The organism is Paenibacillus crassostreae (assembly GCF_001857945.1).
GTDB classification, from domain to species: Bacteria; Bacillota; Bacilli; order Paenibacillales; family Paenibacillaceae; genus Paenibacillus_AQ; species Paenibacillus_AQ crassostreae.
In genome coordinates this window covers 1,351,671-1,377,248 of the sequence record NZ_CP017770.1, presented here as the reverse complement: position 1 = coordinate 1,377,248, position 25,578 = coordinate 1,351,671, and the positions used below count along the sequence as shown (strand labels likewise).

24 protein-coding genes and 1 other annotated feature are annotated in these 25,578 nt (G+C 40.4%); of the genes, 21 read left to right on the top strand and 3 right to left on the bottom strand.

Going from position 1 to position 25,578, the window contains the following annotated elements; all coding sequences use genetic code 11:
- The 8 genes from cobA to murC all read left to right on the top strand — a co-directional run bounded on the left by cobA (window position 1) and on the right by murC (window position 12,391).
- Window positions 1-1,551: a uroporphyrinogen-III C-methyltransferase gene (gene cobA, locus LPB68_RS06640; RefSeq protein WP_068657228.1), complete on the top strand. Its 1,551-nt coding sequence runs from the start codon at window positions 1-3 to the stop codon at window positions 1,549-1,551.
- Between the two features lie 178 nt (window positions 1,552-1,729).
- Window positions 1,730-2,731: a porphobilinogen synthase gene (gene hemB / locus LPB68_RS06635; protein WP_068657230.1), complete on the top strand. Its 1,002-nt coding sequence runs from the start codon at window positions 1,730-1,732 to the stop codon at window positions 2,729-2,731.
- Window positions 2,732-2,800: 69 nt separating this feature from the next.
- Window positions 2,801-4,102 (top strand): glutamate-1-semialdehyde 2,1-aminomutase, encoded by a 1,302-nt coding sequence (gene hemL / locus LPB68_RS06630; RefSeq protein WP_232510198.1) that lies wholly within the window; start codon window positions 2,801-2,803, stop codon window positions 4,100-4,102.
- Window positions 4,099-5,007, top strand: coding sequence for an RluA family pseudouridine synthase (locus LPB68_RS06625; protein ID WP_068657232.1), 909 nt, complete (start codon window positions 4,099-4,101; stop codon window positions 5,005-5,007). The genes hemL and LPB68_RS06625 overlap by 4 nt, the downstream gene beginning before the upstream one ends.
- Before the next feature lie 234 nt (window positions 5,008-5,241).
- Window positions 5,242-6,444: a LysM peptidoglycan-binding domain-containing protein gene (locus LPB68_RS23350; RefSeq protein ID WP_082865676.1), complete on the top strand. Its 1,203-nt coding sequence runs from the start codon at window positions 5,242-5,244 to the stop codon at window positions 6,442-6,444.
- A 141-nt stretch (window positions 6,445-6,585) separates the two neighbouring features.
- Window positions 6,586-6,866, top strand: a binding site (T-box leader).
- Window positions 6,867-6,926: 60 nt separating this feature from the next.
- Entirely contained in the window at window positions 6,927-9,593 is a 2,667-nt protein-coding gene (locus tag LPB68_RS06615) for a valine--tRNA ligase (RefSeq protein ID WP_068657236.1), read from the top strand.
- A 40-nt stretch (window positions 9,594-9,633) separates the two neighbouring features.
- Window positions 9,634-11,010, top strand: a complete 1,377-nt coding sequence (locus LPB68_RS06610; protein ID WP_082865677.1) for a bifunctional folylpolyglutamate synthase/dihydrofolate synthase — start codon at window positions 9,634-9,636, stop codon at window positions 11,008-11,010.
- 7 nt (window positions 11,011-11,017) lie between these two features.
- The gene (gene murC / locus LPB68_RS06605; RefSeq protein WP_068657239.1) at window positions 11,018-12,391 is read left to right on the top strand and encodes a UDP-N-acetylmuramate--L-alanine ligase; all 1,374 of its coding nucleotides are present in this window, start codon (window positions 11,018-11,020) and stop codon (window positions 12,389-12,391) included.
- A gap of 176 nt (window positions 12,392-12,567) precedes the next feature.
- On the opposite strand, the gene LPB68_RS06600 is transcribed toward murC, so the two are convergent.
- Both LPB68_RS06600 and LPB68_RS06595 read right to left on the bottom strand, forming a co-directional pair.
- Entirely contained in the window at window positions 12,568-13,611 is a 1,044-nt protein-coding gene (locus LPB68_RS06600; protein ID WP_232510199.1) for a tellurite resistance/C4-dicarboxylate transporter family protein, read from the bottom strand.
- Between the two features lie 15 nt (window positions 13,612-13,626).
- The gene (locus tag LPB68_RS06595; RefSeq protein WP_068657241.1) at window positions 13,627-13,860 is read right to left on the bottom strand and encodes a DUF2249 domain-containing protein; all 234 of its coding nucleotides are present in this window, start codon (window positions 13,858-13,860) and stop codon (window positions 13,627-13,629) included.
- 283 nt (window positions 13,861-14,143) lie between these two features.
- Here LPB68_RS06595 and LPB68_RS06590 point away from each other — a divergent pair, with 283 nt between their 5' ends.
- Entirely contained in the window at window positions 14,144-15,481 is a 1,338-nt protein-coding gene (locus LPB68_RS06590) for a radical SAM/SPASM domain-containing protein (protein WP_232510200.1), read from the top strand.
- A gap of 133 nt (window positions 15,482-15,614) precedes the next feature.
- Window positions 15,615-16,151, top strand: coding sequence for a hemerythrin domain-containing protein (locus LPB68_RS06585; RefSeq protein ID WP_068657244.1), 537 nt, complete (start codon window positions 15,615-15,617; stop codon window positions 16,149-16,151).
- Between the two features lie 74 nt (window positions 16,152-16,225).
- On the opposite strand, the gene LPB68_RS06580 is transcribed toward LPB68_RS06585, so the two are convergent.
- Window positions 16,226-16,654: a YlbF/YmcA family competence regulator gene (locus LPB68_RS06580; protein ID WP_068657246.1), complete on the bottom strand. Its 429-nt coding sequence runs from the start codon at window positions 16,652-16,654 to the stop codon at window positions 16,226-16,228.
- Between the two features lie 215 nt (window positions 16,655-16,869).
- Here LPB68_RS06580 and LPB68_RS06575 point away from each other — a divergent pair, with 215 nt between their 5' ends.
- The 11 genes from LPB68_RS06575 to minD all read left to right on the top strand — a co-directional run bounded on the left by LPB68_RS06575 (window position 16,870) and on the right by minD (window position 25,428).
- Window positions 16,870-17,148, top strand: a complete 279-nt coding sequence (locus LPB68_RS06575) for a hypothetical protein (protein WP_068657248.1) — start codon at window positions 16,870-16,872, stop codon at window positions 17,146-17,148.
- A 21-nt stretch (window positions 17,149-17,169) separates the two neighbouring features.
- Window positions 17,170-18,264, top strand: a complete 1,095-nt coding sequence (locus tag LPB68_RS06570) for a TIGR04053 family radical SAM/SPASM domain-containing protein (protein ID WP_068657250.1) — start codon at window positions 17,170-17,172, stop codon at window positions 18,262-18,264.
- 203 nt (window positions 18,265-18,467) lie between these two features.
- Complete coding sequence (locus tag LPB68_RS06565) at window positions 18,468-19,646, top strand: SPOR domain-containing protein (RefSeq protein WP_068657251.1); 1,179 nt, start codon at window positions 18,468-18,470, stop codon at window positions 19,644-19,646.
- A gap of 117 nt (window positions 19,647-19,763) precedes the next feature.
- Window positions 19,764-20,006, top strand: coding sequence for a DUF4321 domain-containing protein (locus tag LPB68_RS06560; RefSeq protein ID WP_068657253.1), 243 nt, complete (start codon window positions 19,764-19,766; stop codon window positions 20,004-20,006).
- 22 nt (window positions 20,007-20,028) lie between these two features.
- On the top strand, window positions 20,029-20,631 hold the full coding sequence (locus LPB68_RS06555) for a Maf family protein (protein ID WP_068657255.1): 603 nt from the start codon (window positions 20,029-20,031) through the stop codon (window positions 20,629-20,631).
- A 41-nt stretch (window positions 20,632-20,672) separates the two neighbouring features.
- Window positions 20,673-21,362 (top strand): RadC family protein, encoded by a 690-nt coding sequence (radC, locus tag LPB68_RS06550; protein ID WP_068657257.1) that lies wholly within the window; start codon window positions 20,673-20,675, stop codon window positions 21,360-21,362.
- 39 nt (window positions 21,363-21,401) lie between these two features.
- A complete protein-coding gene (locus LPB68_RS06545; RefSeq protein WP_068657258.1) occupies window positions 21,402-22,424 on the top strand; it encodes a rod shape-determining protein in 1,023 nt (340 codons plus the stop codon).
- A 54-nt stretch (window positions 22,425-22,478) separates the two neighbouring features.
- Window positions 22,479-23,354: a rod shape-determining protein MreC gene (mreC, locus tag LPB68_RS06540; RefSeq protein ID WP_068657260.1), complete on the top strand. Its 876-nt coding sequence runs from the start codon at window positions 22,479-22,481 to the stop codon at window positions 23,352-23,354.
- On the top strand, window positions 23,354-23,884 hold the full coding sequence (mreD, locus tag LPB68_RS06535; RefSeq protein WP_068657262.1) for a rod shape-determining protein MreD: 531 nt from the start codon (window positions 23,354-23,356) through the stop codon (window positions 23,882-23,884). Before mreC ends, mreD begins: the two co-directional genes overlap by 1 nt.
- 83 nt (window positions 23,885-23,967) lie before the next feature.
- The gene (gene minC / locus LPB68_RS06530; protein ID WP_068657264.1) at window positions 23,968-24,630 is read left to right on the top strand and encodes a septum site-determining protein MinC; all 663 of its coding nucleotides are present in this window, start codon (window positions 23,968-23,970) and stop codon (window positions 24,628-24,630) included.
- Between the two features lie 3 nt (window positions 24,631-24,633).
- The gene (minD, locus tag LPB68_RS06525; protein WP_068657265.1) at window positions 24,634-25,428 is read left to right on the top strand and encodes a septum site-determining protein MinD; all 795 of its coding nucleotides are present in this window, start codon (window positions 24,634-24,636) and stop codon (window positions 25,426-25,428) included.
- Window positions 25,429-25,578 lie beyond the last annotated feature (150 nt).

The following is a 25,578-nucleotide window of genomic DNA, read 5'->3' as shown; positions in this document are numbered from 1 at the left end:
ATGTCGATAACATCAGGTAAAGTGTATTTGGTAGGTGCAGGGCCCGGAGATGCTGGTTTAATAACGGTTAAAGGGTTGCAATGTATAAAGAAGGCTGACGTTGTTGTATATGATCGGTTGGCTAATCCTCGTTTGCTTCAATCTATGAAATCGGGTGCGGAGAAAGTATATGTTGGTAAGCTACCTGATCGGCATACGATGAAACAAGAAGATATTAATCAATTGTTGGTGGATCTTGCTTTAGAAGGAAAAACGGTGACAAGGTTAAAAGGAGGAGACCCTACTATTTTTGGTCGTGTGAGTGAGGAAGCGGATCTGCTAAGGAAAAATGGAATTCGATATGAGATTATTCCGGGAATTACTTCAGCAATCAGTGTACCAGCATATGCAGGTATACCCGTGACTCATCGTGATTTGGCATCATCCCTTTCTATTATTACGGGTCATGAAAGTCCGGATAAGCTTGATGTTATGATTCAATGGGATAAATTAGCCAATGCTACGGGGACACTCATCTTTATGATGGGTGTTGCAAAGATAGGTTATATTAGTGAGCAATTGATGAGGCATGGTCGCCTATCAGATACCCCTGTGGCACTCGTGCGATGGGGAACTCGTGCGGAGCAAGAGACAATTACAGGAACACTTGCTGATATTGAAGATAAGGTTAAAGCAGCTAATTTCCAACCTCCAGCTGTAATTGTTGTAGGAGATGTTGTCTTGCAACGGGAGAAGCTGATGTGGGCGGAATATATGCCACTCTTCGGCAAACGTGTGCTTGTTACCCGTGCTCGTTCCCAAGCAAGCGAGTTAGCCAATAGAATTGAAGAGTTAGGTGGGGAACCTTATGAGTTTCCAGTCATTAATATCGTAAAGCCAAGTGATCCTAAGGAAATCTTAGACTTGAGGTCCTCTTTTGCTAAATTGCAGGACTATGATTGGATATTCTTTACGAGTGTGAACGGGGTTGAGTTTTTCTTTCAACATTTACAGGAACAAGGACGTGACATTCGCTCATTACATCATGCGAAGATTGTAGCTGTTGGACCGGCTACGGCTGATGCTTTGAAAGCACATGCTCTATTTCCTGAACAAATCCCAGATGTATATCAAGCTGAAGGCATGATAGAGATGTTAGGATCACACTTGAAGGCAGGTCAGAAGGTGCTCTTACCACGTGGGGATAAAGGCAGAGCGTGGCTTCCAGACAAATTGACGGAGATGGGTCTTGAAGTAACCGTTGCGGTTACCTATCATACCGTTATTTCAGGTGATGACGATAGTGAATTGTTAAGAATGTTTGCTGAAAGTGGTATTCATGCAGTTACGTTCACTAGCTCATCAACGGTAACCAACCTTCTTGCGATTATGAAGCGGATGGGGATTGAAGACCCTGTTAAGCAATTGGAAGGTGTTGAAACTTTCTGTATTGGGGAAATCACGGCTAAGACAGCGCTTGAAGCAGGCTTGACTGTAAGCATGATTGCAGAAGAAGCGACCATTGAGAGTCTTGTTCAATCTTTATGTCGCTGGAATGCGATACAAAACTAAGATGAAAATATGGTAGTAGGAAGCATTACTCACAAAACTTAGATTAGGCTTACGATGCTATTTTTCTCGAAGTTAATCAAGAAGGATATGCTAGAAAAAAGCATATGCTTCCGAGGTAGTTTTGTTCGAAGATAAATCAGGGAAGCATTGCTTACAAAACTTTCAGGAGGTCAACAACATGAATTTTCCACTCGTGCGGCATCGCCGCTTACGGCAATCTGCGGGGATACGCAGTATGGTACGTGAAACGGTTCTAAATGTGCAGGACTTGGTACAACCTATTTTTGTTACATACGGTACGAATATTAAGAATGAAATATCATCTATGCCAGGTGTTTATCATTTCTCTCTGGATACGTTAAAGAATGAAGTCGACAATATTGCGAGCTTAGGTATTCCTGCGGTGTTATTGTTTGGGATTCCGGAAACGAAGGATAGCATGGGGTCTTCTGGATTTGCAGAGGATGGGATCGTACAGGAAGCGACACGTCTTATTAAAGAGTGGTACCCTGAATTGTTAGTTATTGCAGATACTTGTTTATGTGAATTTACGGATCATGGACATTGCGGTATGGTACATACATTTGAGCGAGATGGTCATATCCATGGTGACGTACTCAATGATGAATCGTTAGAGCTACTTGTTCAGACTGCGGTATCTCAAGCGAAAGCGGGAGCGGATATCATCGCACCTTCTAATATGATGGATGGATTCGTCCAAGCTATTCGAGGTGGACTTGATGAAGCGGGATTCCAGAACATTCCGATCATGTCTTATTCTGTGAAGTATGCTTCTGCGTTCTACGGACCTTTCCGTGAAGCTGCTGATTCTGCTCCACAATTTGGTGATCGTAAAACATATCAAATGGATCCTGCTAATGCAAGAGAAGCATTAAGAGAAGCTGAGTCTGATGTACTTGAGGGTGCGGACATGCTTATGGTGAAACCTGCTCTAGCCTATTTGGATATCATGCGTATGATTAAGGATCAATTTGATCTACCTTTGGTTGCGTACAACGTTAGCGGTGAGTATTCTATGGTCAAAGCCGCAGCACAACAGGGTTGGATCAATGAGAAAGCTATTGTTCAAGAAATGCTTACAGGGATGAAACGTGCAGGTGCAGATATAATCATTACTTATTTCGCTAAAGATGTTGCAGGTTGGATCAATGAAAAGTAGGTAGTTATCCGATCATAGATTGGAAGGATGCCATAATATTTTTACTTTAAGGAAATAGGGGTGTAAAGTATGAGCAATATGTCTGGAAAACGAAATGAAGAGGCTTCTAAAGCTGCTTTTGAAGAAGCAAAACACTATTTACCTGGTGGAGTTAATAGTCCTGTGCGTGCTTTTAAAGGAGTAGGATTAACTCCAATTTACGTTGAACGTGGTGAAGGATCTCGTATCTATGATATTGATGGAAACTCATTTATCGATTATATCGGTTCTTGGGGTCCTTTGATTATGGGACATGCCCATCCAGAGGTTATTTCTGCAATCCGGAAAACAGCCCTGCGCGGGACAAGCTTTGGTGCTCCGACTTTGATCGAGACAGAGATGGCGAAGCTCGTATGTGAACGTGTGCCGTCAGTTGAAGTTGTAAGAATGGTTAATTCAGGTACAGAAGCAACGATGAGTGCGATCCGTCTGGCACGTGGTGTTACTGGAAGAAGTAAGATTTTGAAATTTGAAGGCTCTTATCATGGACATGCTGATAGCTTGTTAATCAAGGCGGGGTCTGGTGTAGCGACTTTAGGATTACCTGATAGCCCAGGAGTACCAGCGGGAGTGGCAGCTAACACGATAACAGTTCCATATAATGATTTAGAATCAGTGAAGCTTGCGTTTGAACGTTTCGGTGAAGAGCTTGCGTGCGTCATAGTTGAGCCGATTGCTGGTAATATGGGGGTTGTACCACCTCTAGCAGGATTCCTTCAAGGTTTACGTGATTTAACGACTCAATATGGAAGCGTCCTTATATTCGACGAAGTTATGACTGGATTTCGTGTGGATATCAACTGTGCACAAGGATTATTTGGAGTAACCCCCGATCTAACTTGCTTAGGTAAGGTTATTGGTGGTGGACTACCCGTCGGTGCTTATGGTGGGAAACGCGAAATCATGGATCAAGTAGCTCCATCAGGCCCTATATATCAAGCAGGAACACTTAGTGGTAATCCGTTAGCGATGGTAGCTGGATATACAACACTTAAGTTACTTACACCAGAAGTATATAACCAATTAGAAGAACGGGCTGCTCGACTACAAGTTGGATTCGAACAGAATGCAAGTGAACTTGGTATTCCGGTTACAATCAACCGAGTGGGTTCGATGGTATGTCCATTCTTTACTTCAGAACCCGTTATTAACTTTGATACTGCGAAGAGTAGTAATGTTGATCATTTCAAGCGTTATTTTGAAGGGCTAATTAATCATGGTGTAAGTGTTGCACCTTCTCAATTCGAAGGAATGTTTGTATCAGCAGCGCATAGCGTTGAGGATATTGATCAAAGTATCGAAGCTAACTATAAGGCACTCAAAAACCTATGAGTTACCAAGGTAGTTGGAGTCGTAGAGGTGAATGGCTGGAGCTTATTCCTGGCAAAGTGATTCGTGAATCAGACGACCGTGAGACTGCTACAATGACTTGGCTATTGAACGTTGTAGGTATGCCTGAAAAGCTATTGCGTCGACTCAAACATGAGAAGGGAATTCAATGGAATGGAGATAAGTTGAGATTAGCTATATTTCCATCCCGACCTATAGGGATAAACTCGATATGGCAGGAGTTAAAAGTACTCTATGAGGATGATTTCTGCTTAGTTATTCATAAACCAGCAGGGATGATGATTCATCCGGATGGTCGTGCTGGTGAAGTGACATTAGATCATATCGTTGCTGCTCACTTTGAGAGTATGGGTGATAATGTAGCGGTAAGACATATTCATCGACTTGATCAGCATACGTCAGGACCTGTGCTCTATGCTAAAAATGAGTGGGCACAGTTGAATCTAGATGAAGATATGCGTGCGAAACAAATTGAGCGGAAATATGTCGCTTTTGTTGAAGGTAAAGTTGATTCGAGTCTAACTGTGATTGACCTACCAATTGGCAAGGATCGTCATCATGCTCAGAGGCGGAGAGTATCTCCCACAGGTCAATCTGCGATCACACATGTGCGTGTGGAAGAAAGATACAAAGGGTCAAGTCTTATTAAACTTGAATTGGATACAGGTCGTACGCATCAAATACGTGTTCATTTAAGCCATTTAGGACATCCTTTATTGGGTGATACATTATATGGTGGTAGTAGTTCTCATATTCGACGGCAAGCGTTACACGGAGAACAGTTATGTTTCTCTCATCCATTTACTGGTGATTTTATTGAAATTAATGATGACTGGCCTAAGGATATGGTTGATCTTCGGTTACTTCTACGAGCAGAAGTCAAATGATAAGAGTTAGAGGAAACGGTTATGAGGTCCTTGAAAAAGGACGGTATAGCCGTTTCCTCTTTGTTTTTTTGTTATAGAAGACGGAATGAAGAGTGAAATTGAACTTTAGCCATATATTTTAAAAATGGCATGCGTTTTTTCTCCGAAGCATATAAATAGAATGAGTTAAGAATAATGGGCTCTTGCCATGAGTTGATTCATGGTTAGAATATGCTAAAAAGGAGGACGTTACCTGTGTTTGACCAGTCCTACGGTTTGCGATTTGATATTTATGAACGCATTCAATTGTCTGAAGATGTGGCTGGAATTGCGGAGCTAGAAGAGATTGAATTATTACCGCATATTTCGGTGATTAGCCAGGAGGATCAAGCAACCCTTCGAGGACATTTATTACTATCAGGTCTATACAGATCTGAAGGCGAGGAGGCTGAAACGCAACAGATCGAGCACTTTATCCCAGTTGAAATAACAGTACCACTCAATCGTGTAACTTCCTTAGATGAAATTGCTGTTGAAATTGAGAATTTCGATGTAGATCTCTTGTCTAAGAGAAGTCTGAACATTACGGGTGTGTTATCTTTACGCGGAATTGAATCACCTCGTATTGACAATAACTTATGGAATGCCGAAGATTTCACAGTGGTACATGCTCCAGATTGGCAGATGAACCCAGATATTCTTCCACTATCAACTGAGAATATCGCTGATCGGATCTCACTGGACAATGAATTAGGGAAGTTTGGTGAGTCATCAATTGAATCATTTGTTCAAGATGATCTGAACGAAAATGAAGAAGATTACACAACTGAGCTACATAAAGATGAGGATGCTCTTGCTCGTCAACAAGACTTCTCGAACGTGTGGCAGATTGAAACTGAAGAACAGAAGAAAGCCTTGAATTCTTTACCGAATGATGAACCTAAAGATTCACTTCAGAGTGATATTCCGGTAGATTCATCACCCAATACTACCATAGAGAATGATTTGTTGGAGAAAGAGCCTGCTGAGGGAAATGAATTCTTGATACCGGACGAGATAGAAGCAAAAGATGAAAAAGCGGAATTAAAAGTTGCATTAGGTAGCAAGAAGGAAGTTACGCCTACTAGGAAAGATAATGTTGGATTCTCGTCAATTCTAACGTCTAGTCGTGCAAGATCTCTGAGAGATCTGGAGCAGCAGCTTGACGAAGAAAAGTCACTTGAACTTAAAGAAAATGAGGATCAAGTCAATAATGAAGATGTGGAGTGGAAAAATCTCTTTCTGGGAGGTTCATCTGATAAAACGCCATTCAGTAAAGTTCGACTTTGTATTGTACAACGGGAAGAGACGATTGATATGATTGCTGATCGTTATCAAATGAGTCCAAGAGAACTGCTGTTACACAATCGCTTATCAGATCAAACGATCGAAGAAGGCCAAATTCTTTATATTCCTTAAATGTATAACAACAGTTGGAATAGTGAAAGGGACTATCTCTTTGTAGGATACTGCTACTATCGAGATGGTCCCTCTTTGTATACGACTATAAGAAGTTGACTATGTGCTCTTGGCACGCTATTATATAAAATATAATATTGAGAATAGACTATGAATGGGAAGAGTAGTTGGTATGCCCTTCAGAGAGCGGAATTGTAACGCTGAAAGATTCCGTAGGATGCAGCTAAGCGAAAGTCGCCCTGGAGTTGTTTGTTTGAGTCTTTGATAACATATCAAGTGACTAGAACAGACCGGTTGCAGCCGTTATCTGTATGAGTGTCGTGATTTGTTTAACGGTAAGCTTATTTGTTTGTACTAAGCTGAACGTTCAATTTACACGAAACAAAGGTGGTACCGCGAAAGAGTAACCTTTCGTCCTTTGAGGACGAAAGGTTTTTTGATGTTTCTGGATATTTAGAAGATGTATTGGAGGTTTTATAAAGATGACAGATAAAGAAACGAAGACAACGACTGAAATGCCAACGACATATGATCCGAAATCCGCTGAACAGAAATGGTACCAATATTGGGTAGACGGTGAATACTTCAAAGCGGGTCAACGTCCAGACGCAAAACCCTATACGATTGTTATCCCACCACCCAATGTGACGGGGATGCTTCATATTGGTCATGCTATGGATTTCACTATGCAAGATATCCTTATTCGCGCCAAGAGAATGCAAGGATATGATGCTCTTTGGCTGCCTGGAACCGATCATGCCGGGATAGCAACGCAGACTAAAGTGGAGCAGAAGCTTCGTGCACAAGGATTATCTCGCTATGATCTAGGTAGAGAAAAATTCCTTGAACAAGTGTGGGAATGGAAAGATCATTATGCGAATACGATCCATGAGCAATGGGCCAAAATGGGATTGTCTCTCGATTATTCTAGGGAACGGTTCACATTGGATGAAGGTTTATCCAAATCGGTAAAAGAAGTATTCGTTAAGCTTTATAATAAGGGTCTTATTTACCGTGGTAAATATATTATTAACTGGGATCCTGTTGCTCGGACAGCTTTATCGGATATCGAAGTTGAGTATAAAGAAGTTCAAGGACATCTCTACCATTTATCCTATCCGCTAAAAGATGGAAGTGGGCGTATAGTTGTAGCAACTACTAGACCGGAAACGATGCTAGGGGATACTGCCATTGCGGTTCATCCTAAGGATGAACGATATAAAGACCTGATTGGTAAGATGGTCTTATTACCTATCGTGAATCGTGAAATTCCGATTATTGCTGATGAATATGTTGACCAGGAATTCGGCAGTGGAGCCGTGAAGATTACTCCAGCTCATGATCCGAATGATTTCGAAGTAGGACTTCGCCATCAACTGGAACAAATCATCGTTATGGACGATACAGGTACGATGAATGATTTAGCAGGCAAGTATGAAGGTCTAGATCGTAATGACTGCCGGAAAGAAATCGTTAAGGACTTACAAGAGTTGGGTGTACTGATCCAAATCGAAGATCATGTACATCAGGTGGGACATAGTGAACGTACCGGTGCTGTCGTTGAACCATATCTATCTACACAATGGTTTGTGAAGATGAAACCTTTGGCAGAAAGAGCAATTGAAGTACAAAAGTCAGGTAAAGGTGTAAACTTTGTACCTGATCGATTCGAGAAAATTTACTTGCATTGGATTGAAAATGTACGCGATTGGTGTATATCAAGACAACTTTGGTGGGGCCATCGTATTCCAGCATACTATTGTGAATCATGTGGTGAGCTACATGTTTCCCAAGATGAAGTGACGGTATGTTCTAAGTGTGGTGGAGCCGAACTTAGACAGGACGATGATGTGCTTGATACTTGGTTTAGTTCAGCGTTGTGGCCTTTCTCCACACTAGGATGGCCAGATGATTCAGAAGATATGAAACGATTCTATTCAACTAATGTCCTCGTAACAGGGTATGATATTATATATTTCTGGGTAGCGAGAATGATCTTTACAGCGCTTGAATTCACAGACCAGATTCCTTTCCAAGACGTATTATTGCATGGGCTTGTTAGAGATTCTGAAGGGCGTAAAATGTCTAAATCGCTCGGAAATGGTGTAGATCCATTAGAAGTAATTGAGCAATATGGTGCAGATGCGATGCGTTATATGATCTCAACAGGTAGTACTCCTGGTCAAGATCTTCGTTTCCGTTGGGAACGAGTGGAGCAATCTCGTAATTTCGCGAATAAAATATGGAATGCATCTCGATTTGCACTGATGAATCTTGAAGGATTTACTTTTGAGAATATCGATATTAGTGGAGATTTACAGACTTCAGATCGTTGGATTCTACATCGTCTAAACGAAACTTCACGCGATATTACGCGTCTAATAGATGCTTATGAGTTCGGTGAGACGGGTCGATTACTATATAATTTTATATGGGATGACCTATGCGACTGGTATATAGAGTTTGCTAAGTTATCATTATATGGTGAGAATGAAGTAGTTAAGAATAGTACGAAATCCGTGCTAGCTTATGTTCTAGATCGTACTCTACGCTTGATTCATCCGTTCATGCCGTTCATTACTGAAGAGATATGGCAGCATCTACCTCATGAAGGAGATACCATTACATTGGCTTCGTGGCCGGAGTATAATAAATCTTTTGAGAATCAAGAAGCAGTGAATGAAATGAACACGTTAATGGATATCATCCGTACTGTACGTAACATTCGAGCAGAAGTGAACGTGCCGATGAGTAAAAAAGTTGAGCTGATCGTTAAAGCTAGTGATGAGAATATATTCGGCATTGTGAGCCGTAATGAGAATTACGTGAAGCGTTTCTGTAATACTTCAAGTTTTGAAATAGGTATGGACATTCAAGCTCCAGAGAAATCGATGACAGCTGTAGTAACAGGTGCCGAATTATATTTACCACTGGCTGGATTGATTGATATCGCTCAAGAAATTGAACGCCTTGAAAAAGAAGTACAAACATTAAATGCTGAGGTTGAACGAGTTGATAAAAAGTTGAGTAATCAAGGTTTTGTTGCGAAGGCACCAGCGAAAGTTATTGAAGAGGAACGTGCGAAACAAGCTGATTATTCAGATAAGCGAAGTAAAGTATTGGCTAGAATTGAAGAGCTTAGAGGGTAAACTATTCATCAAACATTAAATAGACCTGAAGGTGAAAAGATTGGGAGAATATTATGGAGCGGAGCTTACAGCTCCCTTAACAACATATAATGAAGCAGTTAATTGGATTAATGGATTAATTCCGTTTGGGATTCGACCAGGATTATCACGTATGGAAATCATGATGGAACAGCTTGGGGAACCTCAGCGACGTCTTAAATTCATTCATGTAGCAGGGACGAATGGAAAGGGATCCACATGTGCTTTTTTGACTAAAACTCTGTTACAAGCAGGTTATTCAGTAGGCACGTTTACTTCACCGTATATTACGAAATTCACGAATCGATTTCAATATAATGGCGAAGATATCCCAGAAGAAACATTACTTGATCTTGCGAATCGATTGAAACCAATTGTTGAGAATATTGCCCAGACTGACCAAGGTTCACCGACGATGTTTGAAGTATCCACGGCCCTTGCTATTTTGTACTATGCCAAGGTATGCGTTCCGGATATTGTCGTATGGGAGACAGGGCTTGGGGGAAGACTGGATGTAACAAATATTGTCACTCCCGTAGTTTCTGTGATTACGAATGTTGGATTAGACCATACAGATATTCTAGGTGATACTCTCTCGCTCATCGCTACAGAAAAAGCGGGTATCATTAAGGCTGGTGTTCCTGTCGTTAGTTGTGCCGTGCAGCCTGAAGTAGTGAATATTATCAAATCGGCAGCTGATCGAAACCATTCAACGTTATACCTTGCTGGAGAACAATTTAAATATGAAGGTATAGGTGTTAAAGATAGCATTCAATCTTTCCACTTTACGGGACCCTTCCGTTCGATGGATCTTGCTATCGGAATGAAGGGTGAGCATCAGATGGCGAATGCTGCAGGAGCGATGATGGTACTAGAGGTACTTCGTCAATATATGGCCTATGTCATGGATGATGAAGATATCCTTAAGGGATTCCGTGATACCACATGGGCTGGACGATTAGAACAAATAGGAAATCATCCGAGAATTGTATTGGATGGAGCGCATAATCCGGAAGGCGCACAAACTTTGGCTAAGAGTCTTCCACAGTATTATAAATATCGATCATTAAATTTGATGATGGGGATGTTGGCTAATAAGCATCATGAATCATACTTGAAGCATATACTTCCTTTAGTTGATACACTTATTCTAACAGAACCAGATTTTCGTAAAAAAATGGACGCGAACAATTTATTAGAGATTGTGGAACAATTGAAGCCTATATATGCAAAGCCCACTTTAGAGATTATTGTGGAATCTGATTGGAGATTAGCATTAGAGAAATTAAAGTTACGGACGGAAGAGGAAGATCTTGGAGTAGTATCCGGTACATTATATTTAATTGCCGACGTACGAGGATCTCTCTTAAATCAATCCGATTCTGAAAAAGGTTGGTGAATAACTGTTGAATACATCAGAACACATTCATTTTATTGGTATCGGTGGCTACGGGATGAGTGCCATCGCAAGAGTTATGCTAGAAATGGGATTTACAGTTACAGGCTCAGACGTTGCTTCACAAGAATTAACAGAAAAGTTGGTTGCCAAAGGAGCAAAGGTTTACATTGGACATACGGCTGAACAAGTACATGGTGCTGACATCGTCGTATACTCAACGGCACTATCCAAGGATAATGTGGAAGTAGTAGAAGCAGAGCAACTCAATATTCCAGTGTTACATCGTTCGCAAATGCTAGCTAGGTTGCTTAATGAACGGAAGGGAGTAGCTGTTGCGGGAGCACATGGGAAGACGACAACATCATCAATGATTGCCTTGGTAATGGAGAAATGTGGTACTGACCCTACTTATATTATCGGTGGAGAAATTATGAATGTAGGTACGAATGCGAAAGCTGGCCAAGGCGAACATGTTGTAGCTGAAGCGGATGAAAGTGACGGCTCCTTCTTACAATATCATCCTTGGATTGGAGTAGTCACAAATCTTGAAGCGGATCATCTAGAGAATTATAATAGTGACTTTGAACAACTAAAGGGAGCATACGTTCAATTTCTAAATCAAGTTCGAGAAGACGGTGTAGCCGTTGTATGTGCAGATGATGAGAATATTAGATCTATTCTACCGCAACTAAAGAGTTCTATTACTACCTTTGGTATTAAGACAGATGCGGAATATATGGCAAGTGAAATTGTTCTAGGAGATCGTAAAGTTACCTTCGTATTGAGTCATTATGAAGAGAAGCTTGGAACCGTAGAATTGTCTGTTCCTGGTCTTCATAATGTATACAATGCGATGGCAACGATTATTGTCTGTTTGAAGTCGGGTATTCCTTTTGCATCTATTGCGCGAGAAATATTGGAGTTCAACGGTGCTAAACGACGGTTCCAGGTGATTAGTGAAAAGGATGGCATAATCATCATCGATGATTACGCGCATCACCCAACTGAGATTGAAGCTACGATTAGTGCCGCAAAGGCAACGGGTAAACGAATTATTGCAGTATTCCAACCTCAACGGTATTCACGTACTTTCTTTCTGCTCGATGCGTTTAGCCGCGCCTTTAGTGAAGCAGATGAAGTAATTATTACGGATATCTATTCTCCAGCGGGAGAGAAGCAAATTGAAGGTGTCCATTCTTCCAAATTAGTGGAACTTATTGTGCAGAATAGTAATTCCACAGCAAGATACATTCCAACGAAGGAAATGGTGCTGGAAGATTTGAAGAAAAGAGTGGTATCCGGGGATGTTATTCTTACTATGGGAGCAGGAGACATCTGGAAGGTTGGATCGGAGTTAGCAAAAGATTTGAATAATTTGTAATTATGTGAGGATAACAAGCACATAGTAATCATAAATACACGTGATATCTATAAAGATATTACGTGTATTTTTTGAAAATATAAGAAAGTTTCACTTGAATCAATTTCATAATCGCCGATGCAGCTAAATCGGGTTGCGTAATTATGGAATTGATTCTTGATACTCTATTTCATATATTAGAAGTGATAATGTGTTTTTACACTAAGATAAAGATGACGAATTAGTCCTATAAATACAAACAACCAGGCAGCCATTGCAACATAGACCATATAGCGTGGAATGGAAGTAAGAAATGATATATCTAAAGCTTTAGATAATTGATATGTACTAGTGGTATACATGGCAAGTGGGAAAACCATCCCCCATAGTTGTGGTTCATAAGTTAATGGATAGTGATGATAGAGATAGCGCCAAATCATCAGAATAAATAGTAAAGGAATCCACCATGTACCTGCGACCCAGAAAAACAGAGTAAACCCTTTTATAAAGGGCATAATCTCATTGAGTAGTGACCAATTTTGTGAATGAAGGATTAAGGTTGATCCCGATAATGTAGCAATGGCCACAGCACCCATATTTATCCAGTAAGGTGGAGTAAGTGCAGCAAATTTGAGTTCAACAAAGGTAAACCTGTAAAAAATGAGAGCGATGATATTCAGATATAACATGCATCCCAATAAGTACATACATAGAGTGAAGAATAGGATGATCTCTTTGCCATTCTGTACATGCGAAGACAATAAGGTTCCCAAAATCGATATAGATTGTGTGGAGACTGCCGCAATTAACCATGCCCCGTTAATCCCCTCTGCCAATGAAGGTTTATCTTTCCGCACGGTAACTGCAGAAAAAAACGTATACATGATAAATATCCATAATAAAATACTCAGAAACCATAAAAATATAGCGACTGAATAATTATTTGCGACAATAACAAGTTGACTTCCAAAAACGCAGGACCCAGCAATGAGTGTGAAAAAGCCAGGTCCATTAGTATGACTTGTCATATCTGCTTTTAATCTAGGATAGTATTTGATAAGTCGGATAAGGGTGAAAAACCATAAGATTACGTAGGCAATCATATTGAAATATAATAAAATCTTTGAAATAGGTTGCATTCCGAGTAAAAATGTCGCAATAGACAGTGCTCCTGAAGCCATAATGACGGAAAAGTAACCTGGAAAAAGATTAGCCGCTGTATGTTTTATATAATTAATCACCCTACCAACTCCAATTTACAATTTACTAATTTTAACTTGGAAAGTTACGGGTCCTGCCTCGATGTAGTCCCAAGTGAACTGTCCGGGATGCGTCGATTCAAATTGAAAGCGAAGTGGTTTCGGATCATGATCGTTCACAAGCAACATGGATTCAGATGGTTTCAAGTTGTTAAATGTTTCGAAGATAACTTTGTGTTTCAAATGTGGTGGATATTCTGTAGCGTTGATAGTAGCCGTATATTGACTCATATTGTATTCCTCCTAGAAATTATAGTGCTTGCGGTTTGATTATAGAATAGAGCTTGTATCGGCCTTGTGAGTCCAGTCACAGGAGAATTAGGTTTTGAATCATTGCTTAGCCCAGCGGAAATTCAAACTCATTTAGTCGTGATCGATATCACTACTTTAAGTTGTATTTTGTGATAAATTTATCGACAACAATCTCCATTGATGAAAGTTAAGATGAGAGTTTGATTTGGTCGAAGAGTTCTTCTACAGAACTATCGAAAGAGAGATTAGGTTGTGAGATATCTTGAATAATAATTGGGTACCTTCCCGATATACTCGAAGTGTACGTTTGAAAGGGAAAGGTTCATTACTCTATAATTCTTATTCTGGAGCTATCGTCGTTATTGAACCTAATGAGGAAGAAGAGGTTCGTAACTTACTAGCTAAAGGGATGCATCTACCGGAAATATCATCCCCACTGAAGAATGGAATGAAAGAAGCAGGATTTCTAGTAAAGGCTGGAACAGATGAACTTGGAAATGCTCGGCAGTTACACGATACGCTGAAAGAGACAAAGTCGATGCATTTAGTAATTATGCCTACAGAGGCTTGTAATTTTCGGTGTACATATTGTTACCAGACGTTTCCTCGTGGCGCGATGACACGAGAGATAATTAATGGACTAAAGGCTTATGTTCATCAGGTCACCGAGCGTATCGAACATCTAAGCATTAGCTGGTTCGGAGGAGAACCAATGCTGGCGTTCGATGCAATTATTGAATTGTCTGATTCCTTTATGAAGAGTTGTGCAAGCATGGGGATCGATTATTCTGCCGACATGTCTACAAACGGATACTTTTTAACGAAAGAACGGTTTAAAGAACTACTGTATCGGAATGTTCGCCGGTTTATGGTTACATTAGACGGTAAAAGTAGTGTTCATGATCAAAGAAGAAAGTTAGCTGGTGGTGGTGGAACATTCGAAAAGATCATGGACAATTTGAAAACTCTTCGAGAAATAGACGAATCGTATACCATCGATGTTCGTGTCAATTTTGATGAGGACAATGTCGAAGATGTGCCAGAGTTGCTTCAGCAACTCTGTGAATCATTTGCAGGAGATAAAAGATTTCAATTGTTGGTTCGACCTGTCGGTCGCTGGGGTGGACCACAGGATAATCTGATTCCTGTCTGTGATCGGACTGCGGCGGATACCCATCTGTGGGAAATGACGGATAAGGGTATGAAGCAAGGACTGGAACTAAGTGAGACCATTGCAGATATACTCATGCCGTCGGGTGCAGTATGTTATGCGGCGAAGCCAAATTCGCTTGTGGTCGGTGCAAATGGGTCATTATATAAATGTTCGATTGCACTCGAGGATGAGGCTAACCAGATAGGACGGTTGCACGCAGACGGAAGCATGGAGCTTGATACTGACAAAGTGGCGAGATGGACTGATTCTGGTGAAGAACAAGATGCGGTATGCCAGGCATGTTTTTTTCGACCTGCTTGTCAAGGTAATCATTGTCCGTTATATCGCATTAGAACAGGAAAGCGTCCTTGTCCGCATGAGAAGCGCCAAATCAAGCAAGTTCTTCATTTACTTTGGAAAAATGCAGAACCAGATAGATGGAGGTGAAAAGAAAGATGAAGATTATTCGTCCAGCAGTTTCGCCTGCGCAAGCAGCGAAGTCAGGTAAAATTTTGAAATCAGTTCCCGGGAATTTGAAGTAATAGACACTACAAGTAATTGTTAAGGAGGTACAACTGGGATGAATAATACAAATATAATTTCGTCTACCGCATCACCAGAGCAATGGTATATGGAAGCCACGTTTAGCGAATTAATTGATCATATTGTAAAGGTGCATCATGGCTATTTATATACAACACTACCCGAGATTGCGCAAAATATCTTTGAAATTGTGCAAGAACACGGCACACAACATCCCGAACTAATCAAGGTTCGTAAGTTGTTCACTAAAGTACACAAGGAATTGCTAATCCATCTACCCAAGGAAGAAATGGATATGTTTCCAGCAATCAAGAAATTAGAGCAAGAACCTACTATCCTTAAGCTTCAGCAAAGTCTGCGTATGATCGAGGCGCTTGAGGATGAACATGAATCTAGTGATGATATTCTCAAACAAATCCGTGCAGTGACTGACGATTATTCACTTCCGGAGGGTGCAAGCACAACTTTCCGATTGACTTACCAAAAGTTGCAGGAATTAGAGTCTGATATGATTCAACATATCTATTTGGAGGATCAAGTGTTGTTTCCTCGTGTGATGAACACTGAAATATAAAAGAAAGTGAATAAAACAAGAACAACGGTAATCCCAAATTAATGGGGTTACCGTTGTTCTTGTTTTCCTTATAATTAATGTCCGCCACCACAACCGCAGTTCCCACCGCAGCCACAGCCACCTTTTTTCAATTCTTTAGCTTCGGGTACTCGATCCAGTTCAATTGTTTTGGTGAAATATTGGCTAACTAGACTATGGAGCTGGCTGAATTCACGCTGTGCATACAGAAATTTGCGGATGACATCATTTTTATATAGGTCGCTTTCTTCCTGTTCGTAATCCTTGAATTCCGCCTCTGTTAACTCCAATCCTTGAGACTCTTTTTGTTGCATCATGTGGTGTTTCTCTATGAATTGTTCATACTGTTTAGTTGATTGTTCATCTGATGCAAACTGATCTATCATTTGTCTCATTTCCTTATATCCTTCTTGTTGGAGCAGATCAGTACATAACTCCTTCATCTTCTCCAAAACTACATTTGAATCCATTTTAATAATACTCATTATTGTATCCTCCTCTTTTTGCATAGGAAATTTCTGTAACTACTCGATAACTTTTTGTGCACTCACTTACTCTACAACGAGTAGTACTTTGTAAATGTGACTGGTCTCACAAATTAAGTATATTTGGAATGATAAGATATTTGTGATAGATCGAATAGGATGGAAAACAGATAGAATCGAGGTTATCTTGATTCATCTCTAGAGGAGTGTTAAAGATGGCGTATGAAGAAATCATGAGAAATAATGCATTGAAATCTGACATGACAGATTTATTAGGAATATTAAATACACGATTTGGGTCAATACCAGAGGATGTGGAATTAAAGGTAAGAGCAATTTCTGATCTGGATGTTATGGACCGTCTTTTTCTTGTTGCGGTGAATGCTGCAGATTTGGACGTTTTCGTGAGCGAATTATATGAAGGTCAGCAATCATTTAAAATTATTGGAGAAGATTTTAACCCACTTGCAAAGACTGGAAGTAATCAGAAATAAATATAGCGAAGGTGTGAGTACATGTTACCCCTTAAAGAAAGAGATTATAATGTGAATCCGTTTATTGTCATCTGGGAAGTAACTCGGGCCTGTGCCTTGAAATGCTTGCATTGCCGGGCTGAAGCACAATATAAGGCAGACCCCCGCCAGCTCACATTCACTGAAGGGAAGAAGCTTATTGATGACATTGCTCAATTAGATCATCCTCTATTTGTTTTTACCGGCGGTGACCCATTAATGCGCCCCGATTTGTTCGATCTTGCGCGCTATGCAATCGATGAGAGGAAACTTTCCGTATCAATGACACCAAGTGCAACACCAAAGGTAACAGCGACTGCAGTCAGAAAAGCAAAGGATGTCGGATTGTCGCGCTGGGCTTTTAGCCTTGATGGGTCATGTGCTGAAATTCACGATCATTTTCGTGGAACGAAGGGATCGTATGATCTCACGATGAGAGGGATTGAATATTTAAAAGAATTGCAAATTCCTGTTCAAGTGAACACGACCGTTTCGAATTACAACCTGCATGATCTTCAAGCTATCGCTGAGAAGGTTAAAGATATGGGAGCGGTACTCTGGAGTTTATTTTTCCTTGTGCCAACAGGTCGAGGGATGGAAAAAGATATAATCACTCCTGAACAACATGAAGAAGTGATGAAATGGTTATGCCAAGTGCAACAAAGTATGCCTTATGGCGTTAAAGCAACGGAAGCACCTCACTATCGGAGAGTTTTTCTACAGGAGAAACAACGGATAGGAGTTGATCAAACTGATGATAATGGTGTAGTAAAACGATCCGATTTTCTAGGTCGCGCTCAAAAAGGTGTCAATGATGGAGATGGGTTTGTATTTATCAGCCATACTGGCGATGTCTATCCAAGTGGATTTCTTCCAGTTGTATGTGGAAATGTTCGGGAACAATCGTTGGTGGATATTTATCGGAATTCTCCTATCATGCAACAGTTGCGTGATAAATCGCTTTTAAAAGGAAAATGTGGGGTTTGTGAATTTAAGCAATTATGCGGAGGTTCCAGAGCTAGGGCATATGCAGTTACTGGAGATTATTTGGAAAGCGATCCCTATTGTTCCTATATACCGAAGGGATGGAAAAAATAACCGAGCCAATATTCGCATCATTTGAGTCAAAGGGATAACCGAGATAATAACATAAATAGGTGGAATTAAAGTGGTCATTCGTATATGTACGAGTGGCTTTTTTGTACATATAAAAAAGAAACTTCCAACTCATAATGAACATATCTTTCTGTAATCTATCATATATCTAAATAATAGAAGATGAGACAAGGTGAGGTGTTACGATGAATAAGGGAAGAATGACATTTCGATTTGACGAAGTTGAGCGGAACACGGAGAGGAATAATAATCTAACTGACGCAGGCAAACCAATGGAACGGATCGTTAAAAGCGAGCAAGAGGTTCAGTTAGGTAATGATATTATGACCTATCCAAGACTATCGGTTGTCCCGGAGCCTTTGGAGGGTTGGGGGGATCCATTCAGCAAAAATGATGCATGGGATGATATGATGAACCAACGACAACAAAATATAGATTTTAGAGAAGATGAGTATGTTGATATAGATGATATGGAGGTTCGACTTGAAGATAGGGTGAGTTCTGACACTGATAAGCAGCATTCAGAGTATCATACTCGTCGACCTACTTCATTATGGAAAATATTCGGAACTGTAACCGCAGCTGTAATGACAGGAGCGTTGTTTGGTTTTGTGGTACTCTCTTTTATTGATGTAGGAAGTATTTTTCCAAAAGATTCAATCAATAATTCAAATATAGAATCGGTATCTGCCACTAATATGTTACCCGTGGAGACCGAAAGCTCACGCACAATGATTGCAGTAAACTTAGAACCACAAACGTATTATATGTTGCAGTATGGTGTCTTCAGTAATGCTGAGCGTGTGGGAGTAGCCAAACAAGAGCTTGAGCAGATTGGTTTAGCTGCAGGTGATGATCCAGACCAGGAAAATCGGGTTTATGCAGGTATCTCTACTGATCGTGAACAAGCGAAATTGTTAAGTAATCAGTTAAAGGCGCAGGGGGTTGAACTTTACGTGCGAGAAATTACACTTCCTTCAGCGAGTGAACTATATTTTGCAGGTGATACAGAAAGCTTGAGTAGCTATTTCACCGTAAGTACTAACCTCATTTCTTCTCTATCTGCTCACTCTTCATCGTTGCTTGGGATAGAACGTCCTACCCCTATTAGTAATAGTGAGACAGTAGCGTTAACCGAAATGCACCGTAAATGGACAGAATCTATTAAGACATTACAATCTGGACTTGGTCCTGAAGCCGTAGCTGTTGGTAAACAGATGGAACTGGCTATGAATAGTGCGCTAACATCTGTGGTGGAATATAACAAAAATACATCAAAGGGACATTTGTGGGAAATACAATCTTACATGATGAAATATATTATGGGACAGAAGCAAATAATAGAAATGATGATGAATAGTTAGAAATTGGATTTCTGTCAGGGAAATTGGAAATAGTTTCTCTGATGGATTTTTGTTTGTATTGGAATAGAATTAACCGTATAATAATGTGAGTGTCAAAAAATGGCGAGGAAGATATAAATGAAACGAAACGTAGGAATGCTGATATTGTTTCTTGTGCTTGGTTGGCTAGTAGGGGCTTTGATTGCTCAAGCGCTTGAACCTGTACAAAGTCTTTCATTTTTGACTACATCAACGCAGATTGAATGGTCACCACAAGCCGATTTCAATATTATTAGCTATGATTTTACCATTCAATTTAAATTGTGTTTGCTTAGTTTATTTTGCATGATTATCTCTGTGTGGCTATATCGAAAGCTATAATTGGGATTAAGGAGAAATTGATTTGACATCACAAACATCACATTTAATTATTCTGGCATCGACATCACCACGTCGGCAGGAATTAATCGCTTCTTTAAGTGTTCCATTCGTTGTCCAGCCCAGTCATGTTGATGAAGATACACCTGTGACTTGGGGCCCTCGTGAGATTGTCGAAGGACTAGCTCTCCGTAAAGCAGAAGCGGTATATCAATCTTCCGTGAGGGAGACAGAGCCATCGATCATTATTGGAAGTGACACAATTGTGTTATTAGACAATGAGGTGCTTGGCAAACCAATCAATGACCAAGATGCGTTGCGTATGTTATTATCACTTCAGGGAAGAACTCATCAAGTATATACTGGTGTAGCCTGTATTGATGTATTGACAGGAAGAACTTTAGTCGAACACAAAGTTACTTCTGTAACTATGAAAACCTTGTCCAATCGAACGATCCAAGCTTATGTAAATAGTGGTGAACCACTTGATAAAGCAGGTTCATATGGAATACAAGGACTTGGAGCAACCTTTATTGATAAAATTGATGGATGTTACTTTAATGTCGTTGGGTTGCCGCTTTCTCTCCTTTCCGACATGTTATCGGAATTAGGCATGGAAGTACTATAAGCTCTGTGGCTGTTTGAAATGAAAGAGAAAAGGGGAATAGTATGGAGTCGCACACATTGTTATTGCGCGACCTCCCCCATGAAGAACGACCTAGAGAACGCATGATGCAATATGGGGCAGAGTCTTTAAGTCACGCTGAATTGCTGGCTATCCTATTACGAACAGGATCCCATAAGGAATCGGCTATTCACCTGGCCCAACGCATCATGAATAAAGTGGGTAGTATTCGTAATCTAGTAGATCTCAGCATTGATGAACTTACTCAAATTAAAGGCATTGGAAATGCGAAGGCTATTCAGCTTAAAGCCGGGATTGAATTGGGTCAAAGATTAGCAAGAGCTCGAATGAGTGAGAAGGTTACTATTCGTAGCCCTCAAGATGCAGTGGATGTACTCAGTGAACAATTGCGGTATTTACAAAAGGAACATTTTGTATGTTTATTTCTGAATACGAAGAATCATATCATTGCCCAAGAAACGCTCTCAATGGGTAGTTTAAACGCCTCCATTGTTCATCCGCGCGAGGTGTTTCGGGCTGCTATTAAATGTAGTAGTGCATCGATTATATGTGCACACAACCATCCGAGTGGGGATCCAACTCCTAGCCCTGAAGATATTTCGTTGACTTCTCGTTTAGTAGAAGCAGGCCAACTTATTGGGATAGATGTATTGGATCATGTCATTATAGGTGATGGAGATTATATTAGTTTGAAAGAGCAAGGCTTGATGTAATATACTTGTTTAGATTGACACAGAAAGGGAGTTTACAACATGTTTGGTGGTTTCACGAAAGATTTAGGTATTGATTTAGGGACGGCAAATACACTTGTTTATATCCGAGGTAAGGGAATTGTAGTAAGAGAACCTTCCGTTGTTGCGATTAGATTGGATACGAAGAGCATTGAGGCTGTCGGTGAATCTGCTAAGAGAATGATTGGAAGAACCCCTGGGAATATCCAGGCGATACGACCAATGAAAGATGGCGTTATTGCTGATTTCGATATCACAGCTACAATGATTAAATATTTCATAAAACAAGCACAGAAACAACGTTCAATGTTTCAGCGTCATCCTAATGTAATGGTTTGTGTGCCTTCGGGCATCACAGCTGTGGAACAGCGTGCTGTTGAGGATGCTACGAAACAAGCAGGTGCACGTGAAGCTTATATTATTGAAGAACCATTTGCAGCAGCTATCGGCGCTGATCTTCCGGTTTGGGAACCAACAGGTAGTATGGTTGTAGATATTGGTGGTGGAACAACGGAAGTAGCTGTGATCTCTCTTGGCGGGATCGTAACAAGTCGTTCTGTTCGTGTTGCAGGGGATGATATGGATGAATCCATTATGCAATATATTAAACGCCAATATAATTTGATGATTGGTGAACGGACATCTGAACAAATGAAGATGGATATTGGATCTGCGCTTCCTTTGGATAAGGTAGAAACGATGGAAATACGTGGTCGTGATTTAGTAACGGGATTACCGAAGACGATTACGATTACTTCTGATGAAATAAGTGAAGCTTTAGGGGATACGGTTAATTCTATCGTAGAAGCTGTTAAAGTAACTCTTGAGAAATGTCCTCCGGAACTTGCAGCAGATATTATGGATCGTGGGATTGTATTAACAGGTGGTGGAGCTTTGCTACGTAACTTGGACAAGTTACTTGCTCAAGAGACAGGGATGCCGGTTATTGTTGCGGAGAATCCATTGGATTGTGTCGTTATCGGTACAGGTAAGGCTTTGGAGAATATCCATTTGTTTAAATCTAGTTCGAGATCAAAACGATAGGTTATTGATGTGTATCAACCCCTGATATGGGAGAGAAATCAGCAATGTTAGAGGGTGTTGAAACTGTTTAAATTGCTCGGAAACAAACGACTATTCGTTGTATTGATTGGGCTCGTAGTGTTTATAGCTTTAATGGGATTCACATTGGGATCAAGAGCGACATTGTCTTGGCCTGAGAAATTCCTAAGAGATACTGTTGGTTTTGTGCAGAACATTTTTTATAAGCCCGCTGGCTATATAGCGGGCTTGTTTGAAGATATTGGTAATATGAGAGATATTTATGAAGAGAATGAGCAGTTAAAAATTGCACTAGCCCAGTATACACGTGAGAAAGCAAATTTTAACTTCTTAGAAGCAGAGAATCAGGAACTTAAAATCGATCTTGAATTTACGTTGGCTCAACGAGAGAAATATAATTATGAGTATCATATTGCACAGGTGGTTAGTGTCAATACGGATACTAATAATCGATCGCTCGTCATAGATATTGGGGAACGCGACGGTGTGAAGGTTAATATGTCAGTTACGTCTGTTGATGGCCTTGTGGGTGTTATTAGTAAAGTCAGCAACTTCACATCAACGGTGAAACTAATTACAACGATGGATGTGAAAGATCCTAATACAAATGCAATAGCTGCTACGGCTATGAATAATCAGGATAAAACTTTTGGGATTATTGAAAGTTACGACGAGAAGACCGGTACACTTCTCATGACAGGAATCAAAGAGGAGGATCCATTGAAGGAAGGGGATACTATTGTATCATCCGGAAGTGGAGGGCTCTATCCCCGAGGGATGATTATTGGAACTGTAGATAGTGTTCAAGTAGGGAAAATGGGCTCGTTGAGAACAGCAACGATTTCGCCTACTGCAAGTTTTGTTGACTGGAAGCAATTATTTGTAGTGTTTACACCGGAGGTTCTTGAATAGTGATTATGCGCAGACCCGTCCTTATTATGTTACTGTTCTTACTTTTTGTATTGGAAGGTACTATTGTGCCATGGATTACTCCAGATACATGGCAGTCTAGAATTGTGCCGAATTTAGTATATATCGTTATTCTTTTTGTTTCGATTTATTACCATCGCCACACGGCGTTGGTGTTAGGGATCATATTCGGAATGCTACATGATATTGTTTTTTATGGACAGATCATGGGGCCCTATTCTTTTTCAATGGGATTCTCTGCTTACTGTATGGGCTTTATATTCCAATCTCCACGAGCTCCGATGCCTATTATGATGTCGGTTATTCTCTTGGGAAGTTTATTGTTGGATAGCGTATTATTTGGAATATATACGCTGTTTCAAATGAATCATTCAACATACGATTGGGCTTTAGTGCATCACATACTTCCTAACCTATTTGTTCATTTTGTCTTTGGATTAGTAATCTATGTTCCTCTACGATCTCAACTAGAGAAAGTTAGTAAACTTAGCCAAAAAGAGAAGGTAGCTTAGACCGGAAATCTATCAATTTACAGGTCTAAGCAGGAACTTAGGTCTTTAGGCACGAAATGAAAGAAGATGGGAGGGACAGGTATATGACTGTAAAGTCCAATCACGTCACGATTAAAGGTATTAAGGATGGCCTGGTATTCCTTCTTGATGCTGAATGTGATTTTGAGGATCTACTAACTGAGCTTCGCTATAAACTTGAGCACAGCCATACAAATATTTTGGCAGGACCCATTATACATGTAGATATCAAGCTGGGTATGAGGGTTGTGACTGACGATCAGAAAGAACTCATTCTAGATATCATGAAACAAAAAGGTAATCTGCTGGTTCGTTCTGTTGAGTCAATAGAACAGAAATCAGAGGAAGACCTTGGAAGCAATATAACAGTGATGAGTGGAATCGTACGTTCAGGTCAGGTTCTTCATCATCATGGAAATATTTTATTTCTTGGTGATATTAACCCGGGTGGTTCTGTGACATGTACCGGAGATATTTATATTCTAGGTGCATTACGTGGGATGGCTCACGCGGGCGTTGACGGGAATGATGAAGCTGTGATCGCAGCTTCACACTTCGCTCCAACACAGCTAAGAATTTCAGATATGATTAGTCGTCCTCCTGATGAGTGGGAAGCTAGAGAGACACGCATGGAATTTGCTTACTTACAGGATGGTGTAATGCAAATTGATAAGATGAGCAACATTGTACGTTTGCGGAGAGATTTCAACATGTTTAAGGGGGTGTAGTACATGGGAGAGGCTATAGTTGTCACTTCTGGCAAGGGCGGAGTAGGCAAGACAACCACATCAGCTAATATAGGAACTGCACTTGCTCTGCTTGGTAAAAAGGTATGCTTGGTGGATACCGATATAGGACTACGTAATCTAGACGTAGTTATGGGTCTTGAGAATCGCATTATTTATGATTTGGTTGATGTGATTGAGGGTCGTTGTCGGTTAGGACAAGCACTAGTGAAGGATAAACGATTCGATGAGTTGTATATGTTGCCAGCAGCACAGACCAAAGATAAAGACTCTATTAAAGCAGAGCAGGTAAAAGATATCATTCTTGAACTTAAAAAGGATTATGAGTATGTCATTATTGATTGCCCAGCGGGTATAGAGCAGGGATTCAAGAATGCTATTGCTGGAGCAGATAAGGCTATTGTTGTTACAACTCCGGAGAATGCTGCAGTTCGTGATGCAGATCGTATTATCGGGCTACTGGAAAGTTCTCATGTCAAATCACCTATGCTCGTAGTGAATCGAATACGACCTAATATGATGAAGTCGGGTGATATGCTAGAGATTGAAGATATTCTGCAAGTCTTGAATATTGATTTGATTGGCATCGTTCCTGATGATGAGTATGTGATCAAGGCTGCTAATAATGGAGAACCAACTGTGATGAATCCTGATTCTAGAGCAGCGATTGCCTATCGTAATATCGCACGGCGTATTTTGGGTGATACGGTACCTTTAATGCAAATGGACAACAAACAGGGTGCTTTCAAACGTTTTAAAAAGTTTCTTGGTATGGGATGAACATAGAATAAAAAGTTAAGGGACTGTTTATTTATAGCCTTATACAGGGCGATAAATAAACAGTCCTTTTTTTTGTGTATTTATGATATCAGATAGCTTGTTCTAAAAAGCTAGACATCTCTCATAAAATAAGTGATAAAAGTAGCCTCG

What these genes read in the sequence shown, in the direction of transcription:
- cobA (WP_068657228.1), top strand. Translation starts at nt 1, where the DNA reads ATGTCGATAACATCAGGTAAAGTGTATTTGGTAGGTGCAGGGCCCGGA.
- hemB (WP_068657230.1), top strand. Translation starts at nt 1,730, where the DNA reads ATGAATTTTCCACTCGTGCGGCATCGCCGCTTACGGCAATCTGCGGGG.
- hemL (WP_232510198.1), top strand. Translation starts at nt 2,801, where the DNA reads ATGAGCAATATGTCTGGAAAACGAAATGAAGAGGCTTCTAAAGCTGCT.
- LPB68_RS06625 (WP_068657232.1), top strand. Translation starts at nt 4,099, where the DNA reads ATGAGTTACCAAGGTAGTTGGAGTCGTAGAGGTGAATGGCTGGAGCTT.
- LPB68_RS06615 (WP_068657236.1), top strand. Translation starts at nt 6,927, where the DNA reads ATGACAGATAAAGAAACGAAGACAACGACTGAAATGCCAACGACATAT.
- LPB68_RS06595 (WP_068657241.1), bottom strand. Translation starts at nt 13,860, where the DNA reads ATGAGTCAATATACGGCTACTATCAACGCTACAGAATATCCACCACAT.
- LPB68_RS06585 (WP_068657244.1), top strand. Translation starts at nt 15,615, where the DNA reads ATGAATAATACAAATATAATTTCGTCTACCGCATCACCAGAGCAATGG.
- LPB68_RS06580 (WP_068657246.1), bottom strand. Translation starts at nt 16,654, where the DNA reads ATGAGTATTATTAAAATGGATTCAAATGTAGTTTTGGAGAAGATGAAG.
- LPB68_RS06575 (WP_068657248.1), top strand. Translation starts at nt 16,870, where the DNA reads ATGGCGTATGAAGAAATCATGAGAAATAATGCATTGAAATCTGACATG.
- LPB68_RS06570 (WP_068657250.1), top strand. Translation starts at nt 17,170, where the DNA reads ATGTTACCCCTTAAAGAAAGAGATTATAATGTGAATCCGTTTATTGTC.
- LPB68_RS06565 (WP_068657251.1), top strand. Translation starts at nt 18,468, where the DNA reads ATGAATAAGGGAAGAATGACATTTCGATTTGACGAAGTTGAGCGGAAC.
- LPB68_RS06560 (WP_068657253.1), top strand. Translation starts at nt 19,764, where the DNA reads ATGAAACGAAACGTAGGAATGCTGATATTGTTTCTTGTGCTTGGTTGG.
- radC (WP_068657257.1), top strand. Translation starts at nt 20,673, where the DNA reads ATGGAGTCGCACACATTGTTATTGCGCGACCTCCCCCATGAAGAACGA.
- LPB68_RS06545 (WP_068657258.1), top strand. Translation starts at nt 21,402, where the DNA reads ATGTTTGGTGGTTTCACGAAAGATTTAGGTATTGATTTAGGGACGGCA.
- minC (WP_068657264.1), top strand. Translation starts at nt 23,968, where the DNA reads ATGACTGTAAAGTCCAATCACGTCACGATTAAAGGTATTAAGGATGGC.
- minD (WP_068657265.1), top strand. Translation starts at nt 24,634, where the DNA reads ATGGGAGAGGCTATAGTTGTCACTTCTGGCAAGGGCGGAGTAGGCAAG.